General features: G+C 46.6%; 14 protein-coding genes. 4 read left to right on the forward strand and 10 right to left on the reverse strand.

Annotated features, from left to right (window positions below; genetic code table 11):
• Positions 1-57: 57 nt before the first annotated feature.
• The 10 genes from rpoS to GTH32_RS09765 form a co-directional block, all read right to left on the reverse strand.
• Positions 58-1,047 (reverse strand): RNA polymerase sigma factor RpoS, encoded by a 990-nt coding sequence (rpoS, locus tag GTH32_RS09720; RefSeq protein ID WP_163085192.1) that lies wholly within the window; start codon positions 1,045-1,047, stop codon positions 58-60.
• A 72-nt stretch (positions 1,048-1,119) separates the two neighbouring features.
• Positions 1,120-1,992, reverse strand: coding sequence for a peptidoglycan DD-metalloendopeptidase family protein (locus GTH32_RS09725; RefSeq protein ID WP_163085194.1), 873 nt, complete (start codon positions 1,990-1,992; stop codon positions 1,120-1,122).
• Position 1,993: 1 nt separating this feature from the next.
• The gene (locus tag GTH32_RS09730; protein WP_163085195.1) at positions 1,994-2,572 is read right to left on the reverse strand and encodes a VTT domain-containing protein; all 579 of its coding nucleotides are present in this window, start codon (positions 2,570-2,572) and stop codon (positions 1,994-1,996) included.
• Positions 2,569-3,204: a protein-L-isoaspartate(D-aspartate) O-methyltransferase gene (locus GTH32_RS09735; RefSeq protein WP_163085197.1), complete on the reverse strand. Its 636-nt coding sequence runs from the start codon at positions 3,202-3,204 to the stop codon at positions 2,569-2,571. The genes GTH32_RS09730 and GTH32_RS09735 overlap by 4 nt, the downstream gene beginning before the upstream one ends.
• Positions 3,205-3,263: 59 nt before the next feature.
• Complete coding sequence (gene surE, locus GTH32_RS09740) at positions 3,264-4,007, reverse strand: 5'/3'-nucleotidase SurE (protein WP_163085199.1); 744 nt, start codon at positions 4,005-4,007, stop codon at positions 3,264-3,266.
• An 8-nt stretch (positions 4,008-4,015) separates the two neighbouring features.
• Entirely contained in the window at positions 4,016-5,086 is a 1,071-nt protein-coding gene (gene truD, locus GTH32_RS09745; protein ID WP_163085201.1) for a tRNA pseudouridine(13) synthase TruD, read from the reverse strand.
• Positions 5,083-5,556: a 2-C-methyl-D-erythritol 2,4-cyclodiphosphate synthase gene (gene ispF / locus GTH32_RS09750; protein ID WP_163085203.1), complete on the reverse strand. Its 474-nt coding sequence runs from the start codon at positions 5,554-5,556 to the stop codon at positions 5,083-5,085. The genes truD and ispF overlap by 4 nt, the downstream gene beginning before the upstream one ends.
• Entirely contained in the window at positions 5,547-6,266 is a 720-nt protein-coding gene (gene ispD, locus GTH32_RS09755) for a 2-C-methyl-D-erythritol 4-phosphate cytidylyltransferase (RefSeq protein WP_163085205.1), read from the reverse strand. Before ispD ends, ispF begins: the two co-directional genes overlap by 10 nt.
• 5 nt (positions 6,267-6,271) lie before the next feature.
• Positions 6,272-6,562: a cell division protein FtsB gene (ftsB, locus tag GTH32_RS09760; RefSeq protein ID WP_163085207.1), complete on the reverse strand. Its 291-nt coding sequence runs from the start codon at positions 6,560-6,562 to the stop codon at positions 6,272-6,274.
• A gap of 101 nt (positions 6,563-6,663) precedes the next feature.
• Positions 6,664-8,379 carry a TIGR03545 family protein gene (locus GTH32_RS09765; RefSeq protein ID WP_163085209.1) on the reverse strand — a complete coding sequence of 572 codons (1,716 nt, stop codon included), beginning with the start codon at positions 8,377-8,379 and terminating at the stop codon, positions 6,664-6,666.
• A 475-nt stretch (positions 8,380-8,854) separates the two neighbouring features.
• Between GTH32_RS09765 and putA the strand changes: the two genes are divergently transcribed.
• From putA to GTH32_RS09785, 4 genes are all read left to right on the forward strand, one after another.
• The gene (gene putA, locus GTH32_RS09770; protein WP_163085211.1) at positions 8,855-12,649 is read left to right on the forward strand and encodes a bifunctional proline dehydrogenase/L-glutamate gamma-semialdehyde dehydrogenase PutA; all 3,795 of its coding nucleotides are present in this window, start codon (positions 8,855-8,857) and stop codon (positions 12,647-12,649) included.
• Positions 12,650-12,782: 133 nt separating this feature from the next.
• The gene (locus GTH32_RS09775; protein ID WP_163085213.1) at positions 12,783-14,165 is read left to right on the forward strand and encodes a TolC family protein; all 1,383 of its coding nucleotides are present in this window, start codon (positions 12,783-12,785) and stop codon (positions 14,163-14,165) included.
• A complete protein-coding gene (locus GTH32_RS09780; RefSeq protein WP_163085215.1) occupies positions 14,162-15,520 on the forward strand; it encodes an efflux RND transporter periplasmic adaptor subunit in 1,359 nt (452 codons plus the stop codon). The genes GTH32_RS09775 and GTH32_RS09780 overlap by 4 nt, the downstream gene beginning before the upstream one ends.
• On the forward strand, positions 15,517-18,648 hold the full coding sequence (locus tag GTH32_RS09785) for an efflux RND transporter permease subunit (protein ID WP_163085217.1): 3,132 nt from the start codon (positions 15,517-15,519) through the stop codon (positions 18,646-18,648). The genes GTH32_RS09780 and GTH32_RS09785 overlap by 4 nt, the downstream gene beginning before the upstream one ends.
• Positions 18,649-18,651 lie beyond the last annotated feature (3 nt).

Below are 18,651 nucleotides of genomic sequence, written 5' to 3' on the forward strand. Positions count from 1 at the left end.
CCGGAAGAAGATTACCTCTCCCGGCGTTTGTATTACGTCGTAGGTTCACGCTGCTTTCTAGTGACCCATCTGGTCGAACAATCCCTCTAAAGATAGTCCCTGGTGGCCGAGCATGTCACGTAACCGTCGTAATGCCTCTACCTGAATTTGTCTTACTCGTTCTCTGGTTAACCCTATTTCACTGCCTACATCTTCAAGAGTAGAAGGTTCATACCCCATCAAACCGAAGCGGCGTGCTAATACTTCTCGTTGTTTGGGGTTAAGCTCTTGCAACCAACTCACAATATTCGTTTTAATATCTGAATCTTGTAAGTTTTCTTCTGGCCCATATTCTTTTTCATCAGCCAAGATATCCAACAGCGCTTTATCGTTTTCACCGCCAATTGGTGTATCAACAGACGCTATACGCTCGTTAAGACGAAGCATTTTGGTCACATCTTCAACTGGCTTATCCAGCGCCAAAGCTATTTCTTCTGCAGTAGGCTCATGATCGAGCTTTTGCGACAACTCGCGCGCTGCGCGCAAATATATATTCAATTCTTTAACTACATGAATAGGCAGACGAATAGTGCGGGTCTGATTCATAATGGCGCGTTCAATGGTCTGTCTAATCCACCAAGTAGCATAGGTGGAAAAACGAAATCCTCGTTCAGGATCAAATTTCTCAACAGCGCGAATTAGCCCTAAGTTACCTTCTTCTATAAGGTCGAGAAGGGCAAGGCCACGATTGTTGTAGCGACGAGCAATTTTAACGACTAAACGAAGATTGCTAACAATCATTCGCTTACGGGATGCCTCACAGCCTTTCAGTGCTCTTCTTGCAAAATAAACTTCCTCCTCTGCACTTAGCAAGGGAGAGAACCCAATTTCGCCTAAATACAACTGAGTAGCATCAAGGTTTTTAGGTTGGTCTTCCTGACTGATAACAACTTCTTCAGTTTCAGGTTCTTCAGCTAACACATCATCAGCTTTTAAATCAGCTGGCATATCAACTACATTAATTTCTTCTTGCGGTTTTGATTCGACGGCTTTATTAATTTGGCCCATAATGAATCTCCTGCTCTAAGGGTTACCCTGCGACGTTTCTCCTTTGTCTTTTCTTATTAGTATTTGTTTTTATTATGGCTGTGACTTTGGCAGGTAACGCAGTGGGTCTAACGACTTACCGCGATACCGAACTTCAAAATGAAGTTTTACCGAATTTGTTCCGCTGTCACCCATGGTGGCAATTTTTTGCCCAGCTGACACCCATTCCCGTTCTTTAACTAAAATAGTGTCGTTGTACGCGTAAGCACTCAAAAAAGTCTCGGTATGTTTAATAATAACTAAATTACCGTAGCCTCTTAATGCACTCCCTGAGTAGACCACTTTTCCATCTGCTGCTGCCAGAATGTCACTTCCTCTTGCTGCAGCTATATCTATGCCTTTGTTACCCGATTCAGCTTTGCTAAATGTGTCTACAACCTTACCCCTAGCGGGCCAAACCCATTGTCTTACTTGGCTTGGGAACGCCTTTGGGGGCGCCTTTTTAGTAGGTGTAACACTTTGTCGTTTAACAACTTTTTCACCTTTACCATACGCCTGTGGTTTTGGGGGGTCAACTAGTCTTTTGTCTATAGCGTTCGAGGTCGGATCTGTAGACTGTTTGGTCTGAACAGCCTGCTTTTGTTGACTTGGTGCAGTTCGTTGCGGTTGGGTTTTTACTACTTCAGGTGCCCGTGTACGAAGCACTTGGCCGGGGTATATTCGGTAAGGTGTTGATAAATTGTTAAATTCGGCGAGGTCTCGATAGTCGTTACCGGTATACCAAGCTATTGCATAGAGGGTATCGCCAGGCTTCACTTCATAGGTGCGTTCAGTATAGCCTTCATCATCTTCTTCTACCTGGCTATTAAGCAGGACTACCGGGGCAGGGGCTGTGCGCGAGCTACAGCTTTGAAGCCCCATTAAACATAGTACAATAACACTCCAGTAACATCCGTGTATTCGCATATCATCGTAATACCAAGTAAGCCGCTACCGCGATAAGGACAACAGCCCAACCCAGCACTTCTATATACTGACGCAGTTTAGCCTCCATCACTACACCGCCCCAGCGCATAAGTGCAGCAACTATAAAGAACCGCGCTCCTCTACCAATCGTTGAGGCGATTAAGAAAGGGAAGAACGCCATACTCAAAAAGCCTGCGCTTACGGTAAATACTTTATAAGGTATAGGTGAGAAGCCAGCGAGAAATACAACCCATACGCCGTATTCACTGAACCACTCTATAGCTACATCGAGTTTGTGTGTATAGCCCCACTGTTCAATTAACGGTGCAAGCCAGGCGTCGAAGGCAAAAAAGCCAAGGCTGTAGCCAGCAATGCCACCAACCACCGAGGCCAGCGTAGTAATAAAAGCAAATCGCCAGGCCCTTTGGGGCTGCGAAAGTGACATAGGTGCAAGCATCACATCGGGTGGAATAGGGAAAAATACCGACTCGGCGAAACTTAAGCTGGCCAGATACTTCTCTGCCTGAGGGTGTCTAGCCCACCGTAACGCCATGTCATAGCATGGCCCAAAAAGCTTCACATTAGCTCTCCTGCAACCAAAGGAACGAAGCGTACCGCTTCTATTGTGGTGGTGGTTAATTCACCGTTAATTCTATCTATGCATAATAGCGACTGTTGCTCATTACCGACTGGAATAATCAACCGGCCACCTTCTTTTAACTGGTCACATAAGTCCTGGGGTAAACTACTGGCCGCTGCGGTTACAATGATTGCATCAAAGGGGCCTTTAGAGCTCCATCCTTTCCAGCCGTCGCCATGCTTCATTGCAATATTATGCAAATCCAATTGATTCATTCGACGTTTGGCGTGAAATTGCAGCGTTTTGATGCGTTCTACGCTAAAAACCTTGGTAAAAAGCTGAGCTAAAATAGCGGTTTGGTAACCCGAACCCGTTCCAATTTCTAGCACTCTTTCGGGCTTATTTGGGCTGTCTAACAGTAGTTCAGTCATTTTAGCGACAATATACGGCTGCGAAATAGTTTGGCCTTGCCCAATAGGTAAAGCGGTATTTTGATAAGCCTTATGTTTAAGCGCATCGGGTAAAAAGGTTTCTCTAGGCGTACCTGCTATGGCATTGAGCACTTGCTGTGAACGGACTCCTTCGTCATAAAGTAGCTGTGCCAACGCATCCCCTTTTCTGGAAGATCTCATGGTGTTTGCTTATTATCCTTGTTGTGCGAGCAATTAAATTTGTTGTAATGGAATGTTCGCTATTTTGCTAGCCATGCTTTCATGCTATCGAGGCTTTGGTAAGCCGTCATATCGACACTCAGGGGAGTGACTGAGCAGTAGCCATTGGCGACTGCGTAAAAATCGGTGCCCTCTCCGGCATCTTGTTCCGCGCCAGCAGGCCCGTACCAATATACCGTGTTCCCGAAGGGGTCGGTATCTTTTATCATGGGTTCCGCTCTATGACGCCGTCCTTGCCGCGTGACTTGAATGCCCTTTAGCTTTTCATAAGGTACATCAGGAACGTTTACATTCAAAATTTGGTTCGCCGGTAAAGGATGGGCAGTAAGCTTATTAATAATCTCCAATACCACTTTCGCCGCGGTGTCGAAATGTTTACCTTCTTTACCGTTTAACGAAACTGCGATGGCGGGAAGACCCATGTAACGCCCTTCTGTAGCGGCCGCCACTGTTCCTGAGTACACTACGTCATCGCCTAAGTTAGCACCGTGGTTAATACCAGAAACTACCAGCTCAGGGTCAGATTCTAAAATACGAGAAAGCCCTAGGTGAACGCAATCAGAAGGTGTACCGCTAACAGAGTAAAAGCCGCTTTCCATGCGCTGAACGCGTAAAGGCTGGTGCAATGATAGTGCGTTACTCGCGCCACTACAGTTTCGGTCAGGGGCAACAACAGTCACGTCGTGCTCGCTTGCGATGGTGTGATGCAAGGTAGCTAAACCTTTGGCAAAAACGCCATCATCATTACTCATTAAAATCTTCATAGTCGCTCTTAAATACTGTGAACCGGAGCCACGGTTTCGATGCACTCTCGCAGCACCGAAGTGGCGAAGCATCCACTAGGTAGTGAAAACGATAGGGTTAATGTATCACCCTTACCTTGCCATTCAAGTTGAGAGGGCCAAATTTTTATTGCGCGCCGCTCTTGTGCAAACCCACACTGTGAAAGAAAGTCTATAACCTCAGGGTGGGCCGAGGCTACAGCTTCTTCCATTTGCTTCGCGTCATGCTCAGTGGCTAGCTCTCCTTCTCCCCAAAGCGGAGCCGAAGGACAAATGTCTTTTTCTTGATAGCGCTGCTGACTATTATCGCGTTTGCCATCTTCGATAAAAAAGCTATTAGAGCCAGACAGAACCATCGCATCACCAGGTTTAACGTTGTCGAAGTCACCGCTTTCAATGCGTGCTGAAATCATTTCGTTAAATAACCAACTACGAAGGGCTGATAACGCCATTGAGCGTTTATTCCTATGGCGAATGGTTTCGCCATTAATCATGCGCTCTGCCATAAGAAGGTTACCGCCTCGCTGTACTTCGCCACTGTCGTTTACGCGCATTACACCAAAGCGCTGTTCACCATAATAGTTGGGTACGCCGTGCTGCGCTATTTCATTAAGGCGTTCTTCAATGGCCTCAGGATGCACCACTTGGCGTAAACTAATAGTAAACGCGTTGCCTTTTAGCTGGCCAGTACGTAGCTTTTTATTGTGTCGCGTATGCCGAAGAATTTTCACGCCCTCAAGTTCAAACTGACTAAAGTCGAAATCAGGCTGACCTGGCGCGTGTATACCAAACCACTGGCGGGTTACCGCATACTTATCTTTGCGACCCGCGTAAGTGACTTGGCGCAGGGGGAGTTGGGTAAAACGCGCTATTTGTTCGGCAACATAAGCGGTATTGTTATTTGTCTTTTCAACAAAGATAAATTGGTGTTCACCTTCACCACATGGCAGGTAACCTAAATCTTCTTCAACCTGAAAATCGTCAGCTTGAAACTTAAAAATGCCCGTTGAAACAGGCTTGCTGTAATAGTAATTCCAATGTTGACTGTCTAATGGCTTCATAATTTTTCCAGTAGTACAACAGCATGGGCTGCAATACCTTCCTTTCTACCAGTGTATCCGAGTTTTTCGGTGGTGGTGGCTTTCACGTTTATATCGTCTAACGCACAGTTGCAATCGCTGGCAATATTTTCTCGCATCGCGTGGATATGTGGTGCCATCTTAGGCGCTTGCGCCACAATGGTGGTATCAGCGTTAACTAACTTAAAACCTTTATTTTTAACTACATTTAGTACATGGCGAAGCAGTTCTCGACTATCTGCACCGGCATACGCCGCGTCGGTGTCGGGGAAGTGTTTACCTATGTCTCCAAGTGCTGCAGCCCCTAACAAAGCGTCGCACAGTGCATGAAGTAGTACATCGCCATCTGAATGGGCGATCAATCCTTGTTCGTGATCAATGCTCACGCCGCCGATGGTAACCGGCCCAGCGCCACCAAACTTGTGTACATCGAATCCGTGTCCTATTCGCATAATAATTGTGCCTTGTCTCTTTGCTGTAAATAAAACTCTGCTAGTGGTAAATCCGCCGGATGCGTAATTTTTATATTCGCTGGGTTTCCACTTATTAACGCCACTTTGCCGCCCACGTGTTCAATGGCAGAGGCTTCATCGGTTACGTTTGCACCGTCTTGGAGTGCTCGATTTAGCGCATTGATTAATAGTGTAGATGGAAATAATTGAGGGGTGAGTGCGTGCCATAACGCTTCTCTACTCTCGGTATAGGAAATCAATGGCTGATCACTCTTACTTGATGCGCGTTTCATGGTGTCGCGAACCGGGGTGGCTAGAATGCCGCCTGCAACCGATTCATCACGCATCACTGAAAGTAAATTATCGATATCGTTGATAGCTACGCAGGGTCTTGCTGCATCATGTACCAGCGCCCAACATTCTTTAGGTACCTTGCTTAGGGCGCTAAGTACCGAGTCTGCACGCTCTGCACCGCCTTCTACTAAGGTTACTTTCTCATGAGTAGCAATAGAAAGTGAGTGAATATAAGTATCCTTGGCGCTAATTGCTATAACAATACTATGTATCTTGGGATGACTGAGTAATAGCTCAACCGTGTGCTCTAAAATGGTTTTTCCTGCGAGGGAGAGATATTGCTTAGGGCGATCGGCTTGCATTCGGTTGCCAATACCGGCGGCGGGGATTACTGCAACTACTAAGGGGGATGTCATTTTGCTCACTTGCTATCTGCTGGTAAGATCCGGTAAAAAGTTTCTCCTCGCTTAATTAATCCCAATTCGTTGCGTGCGCGCTCTTCGATGGCTTCTAACCCAATTTTCAAGTCGTTAATGTCCGCTTTTAACAATGCATTTCGCTGGGCGAGATTGGCGTTTTGTTGCACCTGCATTTGTACTTCATGTTCACGATTAACGTAGTCGGGAATACTATTTTTACCAAACCAAAGTCGGTACTGAAGTAACCCAAGTAACGTAAGAAGCACCAGAGGGATCCATTTATCTTGCCACACGAGAACACCTGATAGTGGGATTGCGAAGGTCAATAGGGGCAAGCGCGTTGCCCCTTCGTTATGCGTATTATGCCGCGAAGTGCCGCCGAGTCAAAGACGCATTATTCGCCTTGACCTAATTTGCGTTTCAATTTGTCGAACAATTTAGTTTTTTGCTCTTCTACCACATCATTTAGCTGAGTTTGTAGTAATTCTTGTAACGCGGCGCTATCTCCTTGTGCAGCACTTAGCATGCTATTTACATCAACAAGCTCGCCAGAGAGTAACGATTGCTCATTGCTTACCATGGCATTCAATTTACTGTTCAATTCATCGAGTTTATCTTGTTGCGATGCGGTTAGCTGTGAAAGTGCGGCTTTTGCCAGTTTATTGTCTAAGTCAGACTTAATATTGAAGTTTGGATCAGACAGGGTTCCATCAAGTAACATTGTCATATTTAAACTACTTAAGGTTTCAAGGGCGCTGGCGATGGCACTTGTTACATCGCTGGTACCTGTAGCCGCCATAACCAATTGTTCTAGGTCAACTTCTCCTGAACCGCTAAGTTGGTTATCGGTAACTTGCATAGAGCCGCTAGTTTGCATTAGCGCCGATTTTAATACAGCGTTTAGCGTTTCATTCCCTGTAAAGGGGATCTCAGACATAGTTACGCCTGCTAATGACCATACTTGGCTGGCATCAACACCGTCACCGTCTATCCAAAATTCACCGCTTGAGCTAAACGATTTTAATAACTCCCCCGCGCCTTCAATAGTAAAAGTGGTGGGGTTGCCAAATACTTCATGAACATTAGTAATGTTATTCCAGGTACTGCTAATCGCCTCATTTTGCCAAAGTACAGAAACATTCGCTTCTCTCACCAAAATAGAAGGAATTTCGGCAGGCTCTTCACTTTTTTCCTCGCCTTGAATAAGCGGCATTACAATCTGCATAGCCGCCATCAGGTATTCTGTGTATTCGGCAGCCTTATCACCAAATACAAAATAGGTAACTTGCGAAAGGGCCGCTTGGTCCCCGGCAATCACACCTTTTAGCAGAGCATAATCTTCTTGAGGCGCATTTTTAAGGGCAGTTACGCTTTCACTCAACGCGTTTTTGGCGTTAGAGGCGCGCTCTGTAAAACGGGTAATTAAGGCTCTGTCTGCGCTTATTTCTTCTTTTAATTTATCAAATGCTGCTTTCGCTTGAACCAACGCTTGCGGGTCGCTGTAGTCGGTTTCTTTTAGCTGCGCAACTTGGGTTTTGTAATATTCAATGCGTGACTTATCAGGCAAACTCTCATAGTCACTTTCCAACTCTTGAGAGTAAATTTCATAAACTTCTTTGGCTTGTGCTACGGCCGCAGTGGTTTTCAGCGGGTTGCGCTCAAGAAGTTCATCTACGGTGGGCACAGCGTCACTGGCTTTTGATTTGATTTCATCAAAAGATAAACTGCGCTCAGGAACACGGTATACCTCGCCGGGCGCTTCACGGACGCGGTCAAACTCTACGTCTAATAAGTCGAGATTGTTAACGATAACTTGATCGGACAAAAGCGGTTTTAGTGCGACATCTGCATGGGCTTCGCCGACAAACACTTGGTTGTGAGAAGGCTTTGTTGGGTTGGTTAATGCAATGCCCTTTAGCGTAACTGTGGTGGGGAAAAGAGAGTGGTCGAAGTCATCAATGTTGACCTCGGCGCCATAAGATTCACCAAGTTTCGACTCTAAAACGGCTTTGATAATAGTATTGGCGAACAAAAAGTACACCAAAAAAAGTACCACGAAAAAACCTATTACCCATACTAATATAGGCTTACCCTTGGTGTTGCTACCCATTTTCCACTCCTTGATTTGCTTAGCGACCGATTCGCATTCTCAGTGTAATGCACTGTTTGACAGACTTCCATACATACTAAGTAGCAACTTCGTACCTAAATGACACTGTTATCCCGCTCAAGTGCAGGGAATAGGGCGGCCTTCAAAGTCTTATTCATTGCTACCTAGGTAACTAAAGTAACGGGGCTATTACGCGCTATTCGAATGCCTTGCTGTATGTCGTTGGGCGAAGTTATTAGACACCTCAGCATAGTGGTAGAAAAAGTTGACACAAGAGGGTTGGCGATGAGCCAGTTTATGCTAGTATCCGCGAAAATTTAGCGCTACCTTGATCTTCATCCTAAAGTCTAAAGTTTAAAGATCATCGGCAAGCGAAAACAGAGCCTATGCTTTGTGGTAATAAATAACGGGTTTCACCAAACGGGTTCGTTGATGAAACAGTTTTAATTTCAGCTATTTCTATGAAAGGGTTGCAATGCTCATTAATGATACACTCCATACAACATCGCCGCTGCGCCAGCGCATAAGAGACTACTATCGAATTAGTGAGTCGGTAGCGGTTGACCAAATCCTTCCTATTGCGGAAGTAAATCCTCGTGCTCGTAGTCGGGCGTGGGAACGTGCTAGAAAGATGGTGCTGCAAATTCGTCGCGAGCAAGAAGGCCACGGCGGTGTAGATGCACTGTTAAACGAGTATTCACTTTCTACCGCCGAAGGTGTGGTGCTTATGTGTTTGGCCGAAGCGCTGCTTCGCGTGCCCGATCGTGACACCCAAGACGAACTTATCCGCGATAAGTTATCCAAAGGCCAGTGGACCCCCCACCTAGGGAATTCCGATTCCTTGTTTGTTAACGCCTCTGCGTGGGGTCTTTTGTTTACCGGGAATATGGTGAACTATGCAGATAAGCGTAAGCAAGAGCAGTTTGGCCTATTAAAGAAAACGCTAGGTCGTTTGGGCGAGCCAGTTATTCGCCGCGCAATGAATATTGCGATGCGTGTAATGGGGCGTCAGTTTGTAATGGGCGAGACTATCGAAGATGCGGTAGAACGCGCTAAAGATAAAGAAACAAAAGGGTACGTGTACTCCTACGATATGTTAGGAGAAGCTGCACGCACCATGAAAGATGCCGACCGTTATTACGATTCTTACGTGGATGCCATTAAAGTTATAGGTAAAGCGGCGAATGGGCGCGGGCCTAAGCGTTCACCCGGTATTTCGGTAAAGCTTTCAGCCATTCATCCACGTTTTGAATTTACGCATCGTGAGCGTGCGTTAGCTGAAATACCCCCGCGTTTGAAAGCCTTATGTATGATGGCCAAGGAACATGATATTGGCCTTACGGTAGATGCTGAAGAAGCAGATAGACTTGAACTATCACTGGATATTATCGATAAAGTCTTTCGTGATGAAGACTTATCAGGATGGACAGGCTTTGGGCTTGCGGTCCAAGCGTATCAAAAGCGTGCTATTCACGTTATTGAGTACATTCGTGAGCTTACTTTAGAGGTGGGCCGCCCCATTATGCTTCGCTTGGTAAAAGGCGCGTATTGGGATACCGAAATTAAACTTACCCAGCAAGCTGGGCTAGAAGAATTTCCCGTATTTACTCGTAAGTCGTCAACTGATGTGTCATACCATGCGTGCGCCAACCGTCTACTAGAATATCGCGATACCATTTATCCCCAGTTCGCTACCCATAATGCCTATACGGCGTCGGTGATCGTAGAATTAGCCGGTGATGATAAAGAAGGTTTTGAATTCCAGTGTCTCCATGGCATGGGCGATACGTTATACGATCAGGTTGTAAGCCAAGATAAAATTCAATGCCGTGTATATGCACCTGTAGGCGAACATGAAGACCTATTAGCTTACCTAGTACGACGCCTTCTTGAAAATGGGGCGAATTCATCGTTTGTGAACGCCATTGTAGATGACGAAAAGCCGGTGGAGTCGTTACTCGAAGACCCAGTAGAGAAAACTCAACGTCTTAAAATTCGCTACAACAAGTTAATTAAGACGCCGCGGGGCCTTTATGCGCCAGAGCGTGACAACTCCCGTGGTTTAGATATTACTGATGTTAACGCGGTTACTGCACTTAAGCATGAGCTTGAGCGGTGGCAGGAGTTTTACCGCGAAACAGATGTGCCTGAAGGTGCTACCGCAGTTCGAAGCCCAACCGATCACGACGATATTGTGGGCTATCACTATTACGCTAAACCCGATGACATGCGTGAAGCCCTTGATGTGGTTGATGCAGGCTTTGAAGCATGGTCAAAAACCGATGTCGCAGAGCGCGCTGAAATTCTAAACCGCTCTGCGGATGCACTTGAGCGTCATATGGCGGAGCTTATTGCGATATGTATGCGCGAAGCAGGTAAAGTAACGCAAGATAGCATTGATGAAGTACGTGAAGCGGTGGATTTCTGCCGTTATTACGCGGCGCGGGCCCAGGAACTGGCACAAGATAAGCGCTTACTTCCCCGGGGCGTAGTGCTATGTATTAGCCCATGGAACTTCCCATTAGCTATTTTCTTAGGGCAAGTTGCGGCGGCGTTAGTCACCGGTAACACGGTATTAGCGAAGCCTGCGGAACAAACTAGCTTAGTTGCAAAGCGTGCAGTTGATATTATGCAGTCGGTGGGGCTTCCTGAAGATGCGTTAAAGCTTATGATTTGCCCCGGTAAAGAAGTGGGCGAAACCTTACTACCCGATGAGCGAATTAAAGCGGTAATGTTTACCGGTTCAACACAAACCGGAACGCTTATTTCGCAAGAACTTGCCAATCGAGGCGGTGAGCAGGTGCCTCTAATTGCGGAAACGGGGGGGCAAAACTGCATGATTGTGGATTCGACCGCGTTACCCGAGCAGGTGGTTGACGATGTTATTCATTCAGGCTTCCAAAGTGCCGGACAACGTTGCTCTGCACTTCGTGTGTTGTTCGTACAAGAAGACATTGCCGATGATTTGATCGAGATGTTGATTGGTGGAATGAAAGAGTTGTCTATTGGCGATCCGACATTACTGTCTACCGATGTGGGCCCAGTGATTGACGAGAAAGCACTAAATAGTCTCACCAGCCACGTAGAATATATGAAAGGCAAAGGGGAAATTTTGTATCAATCTCCTTTACCTGAGGGAGCCGAAAAAGGTACCTTCTTCCCGCCAACCTTGTATCAAATTGATAGCCTTGATGTGTTAGAGCGTGAGGTGTTTGGCCCCGTTGTTCACGTTGTACGCTTTAAATCCAAAGAGTTAGACAATGTATTAGAGCAAATTAATGGTACAGGCTACGGCCTAACCATGGGTATCCATTCGCGAATTGAAGAGCGCGCAAACGAGTTAGCAGCGAAAAGTCGCGCGGGTAACGTGTATATTAACCGCAATATGATAGGTGCTATCGTAGGCGTTCAGCCTTTTGGTGGCCGAGGTTTATCAGGAACCGGGCCAAAAGCGGGTGGGCCGCACTACTTATCTCGTTTGATGATGGAGCGGGCGACCCCGAAACCATCGCAGGTTGACGATGTAGACAGTACAGATAAAGCGTTGGTGGGCGATGAAAAAATTGCCGAGCGCGCGCACGTTATGATGGACAAGGCGAAAGCCGTAGAGGTTCAGTGGCGCCACACCCCATTGAACGATCGCATATCAATGGTGCGTCAGCTGCTTGCCAAAATTGCCAAGGTAGATATTGTTGACGAACTCGCTGACGACCTTAACCGCACCTTGGCTACGGCTCGTCAGCAACTCACCAGTGTCGAGCGAAAACTTGCCAAGCCTATCGAGTTACCGGGTCCAACGGGCGAGTCTAATAAGCTTTACCTAGAGCCTCGCGGTATTCTTGTCTGTTTTGCGGATAAAGACGTAGCCTTTGAGTATTGGTTGCTATCGATAGTTACAGCGCTTTCAACGGGCAACCCAGTTGTCTCTGTTGTGTCTGAAATTTTCTACGAGGAAGCCGTAGAAATTCAAAACAAATTTGAAGCAACTGGCGCGCCGAAAGGTTTGTTCCAGGTGGCTCGCTTAGCGCATTTCGATACCTTGCTGATGGACGAAGATTTAGCGGGTGTAGTTGTTGATTCAAGTACCGAGCGCACGGCACGCATCACTGCCATGTTGTCCTCACGCGAAGGTGCTATTTTGCCGGTGATCACCGCGGAATATAACGATAACCTTATTCAACGATTGATGACAGAAAAGACAATCAGTATTGATACTACTGCCTCGGGTGGTAATACATCACTGATGACGTTAGTGGAAGACGACGAATAAGGTAAATCTTCTAACCCATAAGATGAAAACCGGTGTTTTGCGTTTGCAGAACACCGGTTTTTTTATGTTCTTAACCCTGCCTTAACCCCCGCTTTGTCACACTGTCGGCATAAAAATGTAGATGTGGTGGGTTATGAAACAAAAATATGTTCTAGGTTTGCTGATACTAAGTGGCTTGCTTAGCGCCTGCGCGAGTTCGCCCGACAATACCTATAGCCAGTCGGCAAGCGCACAAACCGGAAAAGACATACATTGGAATGCACAAAGTGAACACGCAAAGGCCTCGGCCACGCTAACCGATTTAGTGAGTTTGCCTGGGCTAGATGGGTTTATACAAGAGGCCCTGTCTAATAACACTAGCGTTCAACAAACATTAATTACATTGCGCCGGGCGCAAGTAGCCATAGAGAGTGCTAAAGCCGAGGGTAACCTAAACGCCAGCGCGAGCTTTCAGGGCGTGAGAACGTCAGATAGTGCATCACAAAATAGCAGTAACACCAATACTTATACGGCGGGCTTAGACATAAGCTGGGAGCTAGATGTATGGCAAAAAATTAGCGATGGTGTAGACGCTGCAAGTTTTAACGCGGCGTCCTCGCGGGCCACATTGCAGGCTACCCAAGATACCCTAGTGGCCAACCTCATTCGCAGCTATCTAGATATTATTACGCAAAAGCAATTGTTAGCTGTAGAGCATCGCCGTCTTGAAGTATTCGAAAATAGCGAAAGTGTTATTCTAAAGCGTTATCGTACAGGTTTAGGCGCTCTGGATGACTTAGATGACGCGCGAACAAACAGTGCTAGTACGAAAGCAACGATTGCAGAATATGAGTACACCCTTGCCACTAATTTACGCGCCTTTGCATTACTTCTTGGGCGTCAGGATCTTACTCTGGCCGATTTCCCCACTATCGATGCGTTTCCGCAAGTATCAGCCCCGCTCGCCAGCTTACCCGCTCAAGACTTAGCACGCCGTCCCGATTTACAGTCAGCCTACTATGCGCTTAAAAGCACCGAGTCTAGTGTTAACGTGGCGTATAAAGCCTTATTGCCAAGTATTAACTTGTCAGCGGCGCTAAGCGACAGTGCCACAACGCCTTCTCAAGCCTTATTTACCAACCCTGTTTGGACGCTGCTAGGACAAATGACCGCGCCTTTGTTTCAGGGCGGGGCGCTACGGGCGCAAATTAAAGACGCGGAATTGGCGTCGTTAAATGCGTGGTGGCAATACAGAGAAACCTTATTGCAAGCTGTAAAAGAAACCCAAGATGCCCTTGATAACGAACGTAGCTTAACCTTACAGCGGCGCTATACCGAACAAGCTTTAGACAATGCTACACGCAGCGCAGACACAGCGAAAGGCCAATATAGACAAGGTCTTATCGATATTCTTGACTTGTTATCTGTGTACAACACACGGTTTAACTTACAAGCGCAGCAATTACAACTTCACGCATCCCAACTACAAAACAGAATCGACTTAGGACTAGCACTAGGCCTTGGAGTGTCACAATGAGAAAAAAACAGATCATAATTACGCTAATCGCCGCGTTAACCATCGTGCTTACGATTGGCTTTGTCATGGTGCAAATGGGCAGCAATGCAAAAGGCGGCCGCCCAGGGGGCCCACCATCAGCGAACGTGTCTGGGGCTAAACCTAACAAAGCTAATGCCAACAAAATGCCGCGTGAAGTCAGTGATGAAGGCCCTCAAGGTATGAAGTCTACCGGGGGGGCGCCACAAAACGAGCCAAGTGCAAAGGCTAGGCCTGACAAATTAAACCAAGGCCGCGAGCGACCAAATAGAGCAAAAGCCGGTAACGATACCACTAGTCAGGTAGCGCAGATAGGTGTAGTTGCAGTGTCGAAACAAACCTATAACGCCAAGGTAAAGGGGTATGGCGTGGTGCAACCTAAATACAGTTTGTCCTTTGTCTCGCAAGTTAGCGGGCAAATTGTGAGTATTAGTGAGCAATTTGAAACCGGTCGTACAATAACGCAAGGGCAGTCGTTAGCAGTTATCGACCCTACCGACTATAACGCGGCCCTAGCGAGTGCGCAGGCAAACTATGACGCCGCTTTGGTAGCATTAGAAGAGGAACGTTTGCAAGGTCAGCAAGCACAAGATGAATGGGCAAGGTCTGGTTTAGATGGAGAACCCGATTCTCCGCTGGTACATCGAGGCCCGCAACTCACCTCGGCAAAATCGGCATTAAAAGAAGCGCAGGAAAACCTCGCGCAAGCAAAACGTGACCTAGCGGCGAGTAAGTTAGCCGTACCATTTAATTCGCTTGTTGTGAGTCGTGAAGTGAGCCCAGGGAGTATAGTGCAGGTGGGTGGGGAAGTTGCGACCCTGTTTTCTACTGATACAGCAGAAATAGCGGTGGCGTTATCACCAAGCCAATGGCTGCAACTACCCACAGTCTCAGCAGACGGTATTATTAACTGGGCGGTAACACTTACCGATACCAGTAATACACGTTCGTGGCAGGGGCACGTAGAGCGTATAGAGCAACATCAAGATGAAACCACACGCCAGCGTAATGCTGTTGTAGTGATAGAGCATCCTCTTGAACACACCTCGCCTTTGCATTTTGGTAGCTTTGTTACGGCCATTATTGAAGGGCGTGAACTTAACGACGTATGGCGTATACCATCTTCTGCTATTTCACAGCAACAAGAAGTCTGGTACGTGGACAACACTACAAGTCAGCTTGCAAAGTTCACCCCCACGGTGCTGTTTGAGTATGAAGGCTATGCGTATATTCGCCCTTATGCAGAATTTGATGACGCCTTAATAGTAATACGTCCGCTTAGCAGTTACCTTGAAAATACGCCGGTTAACCCTGTGGTTGAAGGGGGCGGGCTGTGAATCAACATAAAGGCATTATCGCGTGGTTCGCTAATAACTCCGTTGCTGCAAACTTATTGATGGTGAGCCTAATTGTATTAGGTATCGTGTCGATGAACGATATTCGAAAAGAAGCATTCCCGAGTATGGAGCCTCGCTTTGTCACCATTTCCATGACCTATGAAAGCGGAGACGCAGAGCAGGCCGAAGAAGGTATCGCAATTAAAATCGAAAATGCATTGGAAGCGGTTCCCGGTATAAAGCGGATTACCTCCACCTCAAATGCGACCGGCAGTACAGTACAGGTAGAAAAAGAGACCGAATACGATCTTGATGTACTGTTCAACGACATAAAAACGGAAGTGGACAGTATCTACAATTTCCCCTCAGATGCTGAAACCGCGGTAATAGAAAAAGCGCGGCGGCAGGAGCATGCTATTTGGGTGCAACTGTACGGTGATGCTAGCCATGCTACGTTACAATATCTTGGACAACAGCTTGAACGTGATCTATTGGCTAAAAATGATATTCGGGAGGTCAACGCCGCTAATTTTATTAACCCTATGATGTCTATAGAAATAGATGAAGCCAAGCTACAAGCATACGGGTTAACGTTTTCGGATGTGGCTGATGCAATTAACCAGGAGTCAAATACAGCCCTCACAACAAGTTTACGTAATAAAGAGAAAGTCATTCGCCTGAAGGCATCAGAGCAGGCCTACTATGCAAAAGATTTTGCCGGTATTCCTCTTGTTACCAGTAGTAACGGGGTAATTTTAACGGTAGGTGATGTGGCCACCGTAACCGATATGTTTGCTGACGATAGTTATGCTATGTCTCGTTACAATGGCCAAAACGGTTATGGCATACAAATACTTATGGATGAGTATGGCGATATCACCAAAATGGTCGAGCAAGCCCATGAAGTGGTGGATGAGTGGCATGAACGCGGGCTATTACCAGCAGGGGTAGAGCTTGAGACTTGGTATGACAAAAGTACCCTTATTACAGAGCGCCTAGCGCTATTAACCAGTAATGCGGCAATGGGAATAGTGTTGGTGTTTATAACGCTGGCGCTGTTTCTTAATTTGAGGGTGGCGTTTTGGGTGGCTGCAGGCTTGCCTTTCATTTTCTTCGGTACGCTCTACTTTATGACTGATTCCTATACGGGGATGACGCTTAACGAAATGACGACCTTTGGTTTCATTATGGCGTTAGGTATTGTGGTAGATGACGCTGTGGTAGTGGGGGAGAGTGTTTATGCCACACGAAGGCGCTACGGAGATACTTTAGCAAATACTATTGCAGGTACCCACAAAGTGGCTATTCCTACCCTATTTGGGGTATTAACCACAGTGGCAACCTTCTTTGCACTTTCAAATGTGTCTGGGGGGTTAGGTAAGCTTTATTCACAATTTGGCATGATAGTAACCATCTGTTTATTGCTTTCGGTGGTTGAGTCAAAGCTTATTTTACCTTCACATTTGGCGCATTTGCCGACCAAAAAAACGCCCCAGCGAGGCATCGCGCGTATTTGGGGTAATGTGCAAGATAAAGCGGATGATAGCCTTCAATGGTTCAATGAACGTATCTATCAGCCAGTATTAAACGCCACTATTACGTATCGCTATGCTGCCGTATTCTTATTTATAGCGCTTTTCGTTGTGGTGATGAGTCTGCCGCTAACCGGCGCGGTTCGGGTGGGCTTTTTCCCGAGTATGCAGGGCGACACAGTAACGGCAAATATGTCGTTATACAGTGATGCAAGCTTTGGCCAAACGGAGCGTAACTTGTTGACCTTAGAACGCGCGGCTATACAAGCTGACGCCGCCTTAATAGAAGAGGTTGGCGCACAAGGCACAGGAATTAAAAGCCTGCAGGTAAGTGCAAGTGGCGATCAAAGTGGCACTATTACCATTTCACTTAGTGATGAAAAACCCTATACCTTAGATATGCTGTCAGCTAAATGGAACGAGATCGTCGGCAGCTTAGAAGGGGTTGAAAAGCTGAAAATTCAATCGCGTAGAGAGATGGTTGGTGCGTTTGAGGTTGAACTGAAAAGCATTAATGATGACACGCTAACCGCCGCGAATGACGCTTTTCAACAGGCGCTGGCAAATATTGATGGCGTGTACGGTATAGAAACATCATTAACCCCGGGCGAAGCTATGATGCGCTTTGAACTAACGCCGCAAGGCCGCGCTATGGGCATGGATACACGCAGTCTATCGCAACAGTTACTTAAAGCCTTTGGAGGCGAAATAGTTCAGCGTTATCTACGCGATAAAAACGAAGTAAAAGTAAGGGTGCGCTATCCTGAAGAAGATCGTATGAACCCTTCGGATGTGTTGGACACACGGGTAAGGCTTGACGATGGAACGGTAGTTCCACTTAGTGTGGTCGCAACCATGATCCCCGATGTGCAGCAAAAACAAGTTGTGCGCATTGACGGTTTGCGAGCACTGAAAGTAAGTGCCTCGGTATACAGTGATACTATTACCTCAACTGAACTAGTAAATCAGCTACAGAGCGATTTGGTGCCTACACTAAAACGGCAATACCCCGACCTTTCAATGTATTTTGCAGGGGAGGCTGAACAACAGGCGGAAACGCAAAGCTCCATGCAAAGTGTCTTTATATTAGCCTTGTTATCTATTTTTGCGCTACTTGCAATACCGCTAAAATCTTATGTGCAACCGCTTATTATTATGACCGCAATACCGTTTGGTATTGTGGGGGCTGTTATCGGGCACTGGTCGAATGGGCTTATGCTAAGCATTTTGTCACTTAACGGGATATTGGCGCTAAGTGGGGTAGTGGTAAACGACAGTCTATTGCTGGTTTCTCGTTTTAATGCGCTTCGAAAGGAAGGTATGCAACTTAAAGAAGCGGTAATAGAGGCCTGTACCAGTCGCTTACGTGCGGTACTATTAACCTCTATAACTACCTTTGTGGGGCTATACCCCATTTTGGGCGAAACCTCAGTGCAAGCGCAATTTCTTATCCCTGCTGCGGCTTCATTAGGCTATGGCATTTTGTTTGCCACAGCTATAACCTTACTGCTTATCCCCGCACTGTTGCTAATTTATGAAGATTTGATTCATCTTAGCAAGCAAGGGAAAGACAAGTTATTGCAGGCAGTTAACTAGGTG

Source organism: Alteromonas profundi (assembly GCF_010500865.1).
Taxonomy (GTDB): Bacteria; Pseudomonadota; Gammaproteobacteria; order Enterobacterales; family Alteromonadaceae; genus Alteromonas; species Alteromonas profundi.

Excerpts from the sequence above, each read along its gene's own strand:
- putA (WP_163085211.1), top strand. The coding sequence starts at position 8,855 with ATGCTCATTAATGATACACTCCATACAACATCGCCGCTGCGCCAGCGC.
- truD (WP_163085201.1), bottom strand. The coding sequence starts at position 5,086 with ATGAAGCCATTAGACAGTCAACATTGGAATTACTATTACAGCAAGCCT.
- ispF (WP_163085203.1), bottom strand. The coding sequence starts at position 5,556 with ATGCGAATAGGACACGGATTCGATGTACACAAGTTTGGTGGCGCTGGG.
- ispD (WP_163085205.1), bottom strand. The coding sequence starts at position 6,266 with ATGACATCCCCCTTAGTAGTTGCAGTAATCCCCGCCGCCGGTATTGGC.
- GTH32_RS09735 (WP_163085197.1), bottom strand. The coding sequence starts at position 3,204 with ATGAGATCTTCCAGAAAAGGGGATGCGTTGGCACAGCTACTTTATGAC.
- GTH32_RS09780 (WP_163085215.1), top strand. The coding sequence starts at position 14,162 with ATGAGAAAAAAACAGATCATAATTACGCTAATCGCCGCGTTAACCATC.
- surE (WP_163085199.1), bottom strand. The coding sequence starts at position 4,007 with ATGAAGATTTTAATGAGTAATGATGATGGCGTTTTTGCCAAAGGTTTA.
- GTH32_RS09775 (WP_163085213.1), top strand. The coding sequence starts at position 12,783 with ATGAAACAAAAATATGTTCTAGGTTTGCTGATACTAAGTGGCTTGCTT.
- GTH32_RS09725 (WP_163085194.1), bottom strand. The coding sequence starts at position 1,992 with ATGCGAATACACGGATGTTACTGGAGTGTTATTGTACTATGTTTAATG.
- rpoS (WP_163085192.1), bottom strand. The coding sequence starts at position 1,047 with ATGGGCCAAATTAATAAAGCCGTCGAATCAAAACCGCAAGAAGAAATT.
- GTH32_RS09765 (WP_163085209.1), bottom strand. The coding sequence starts at position 8,379 with ATGGGTAGCAACACCAAGGGTAAGCCTATATTAGTATGGGTAATAGGT.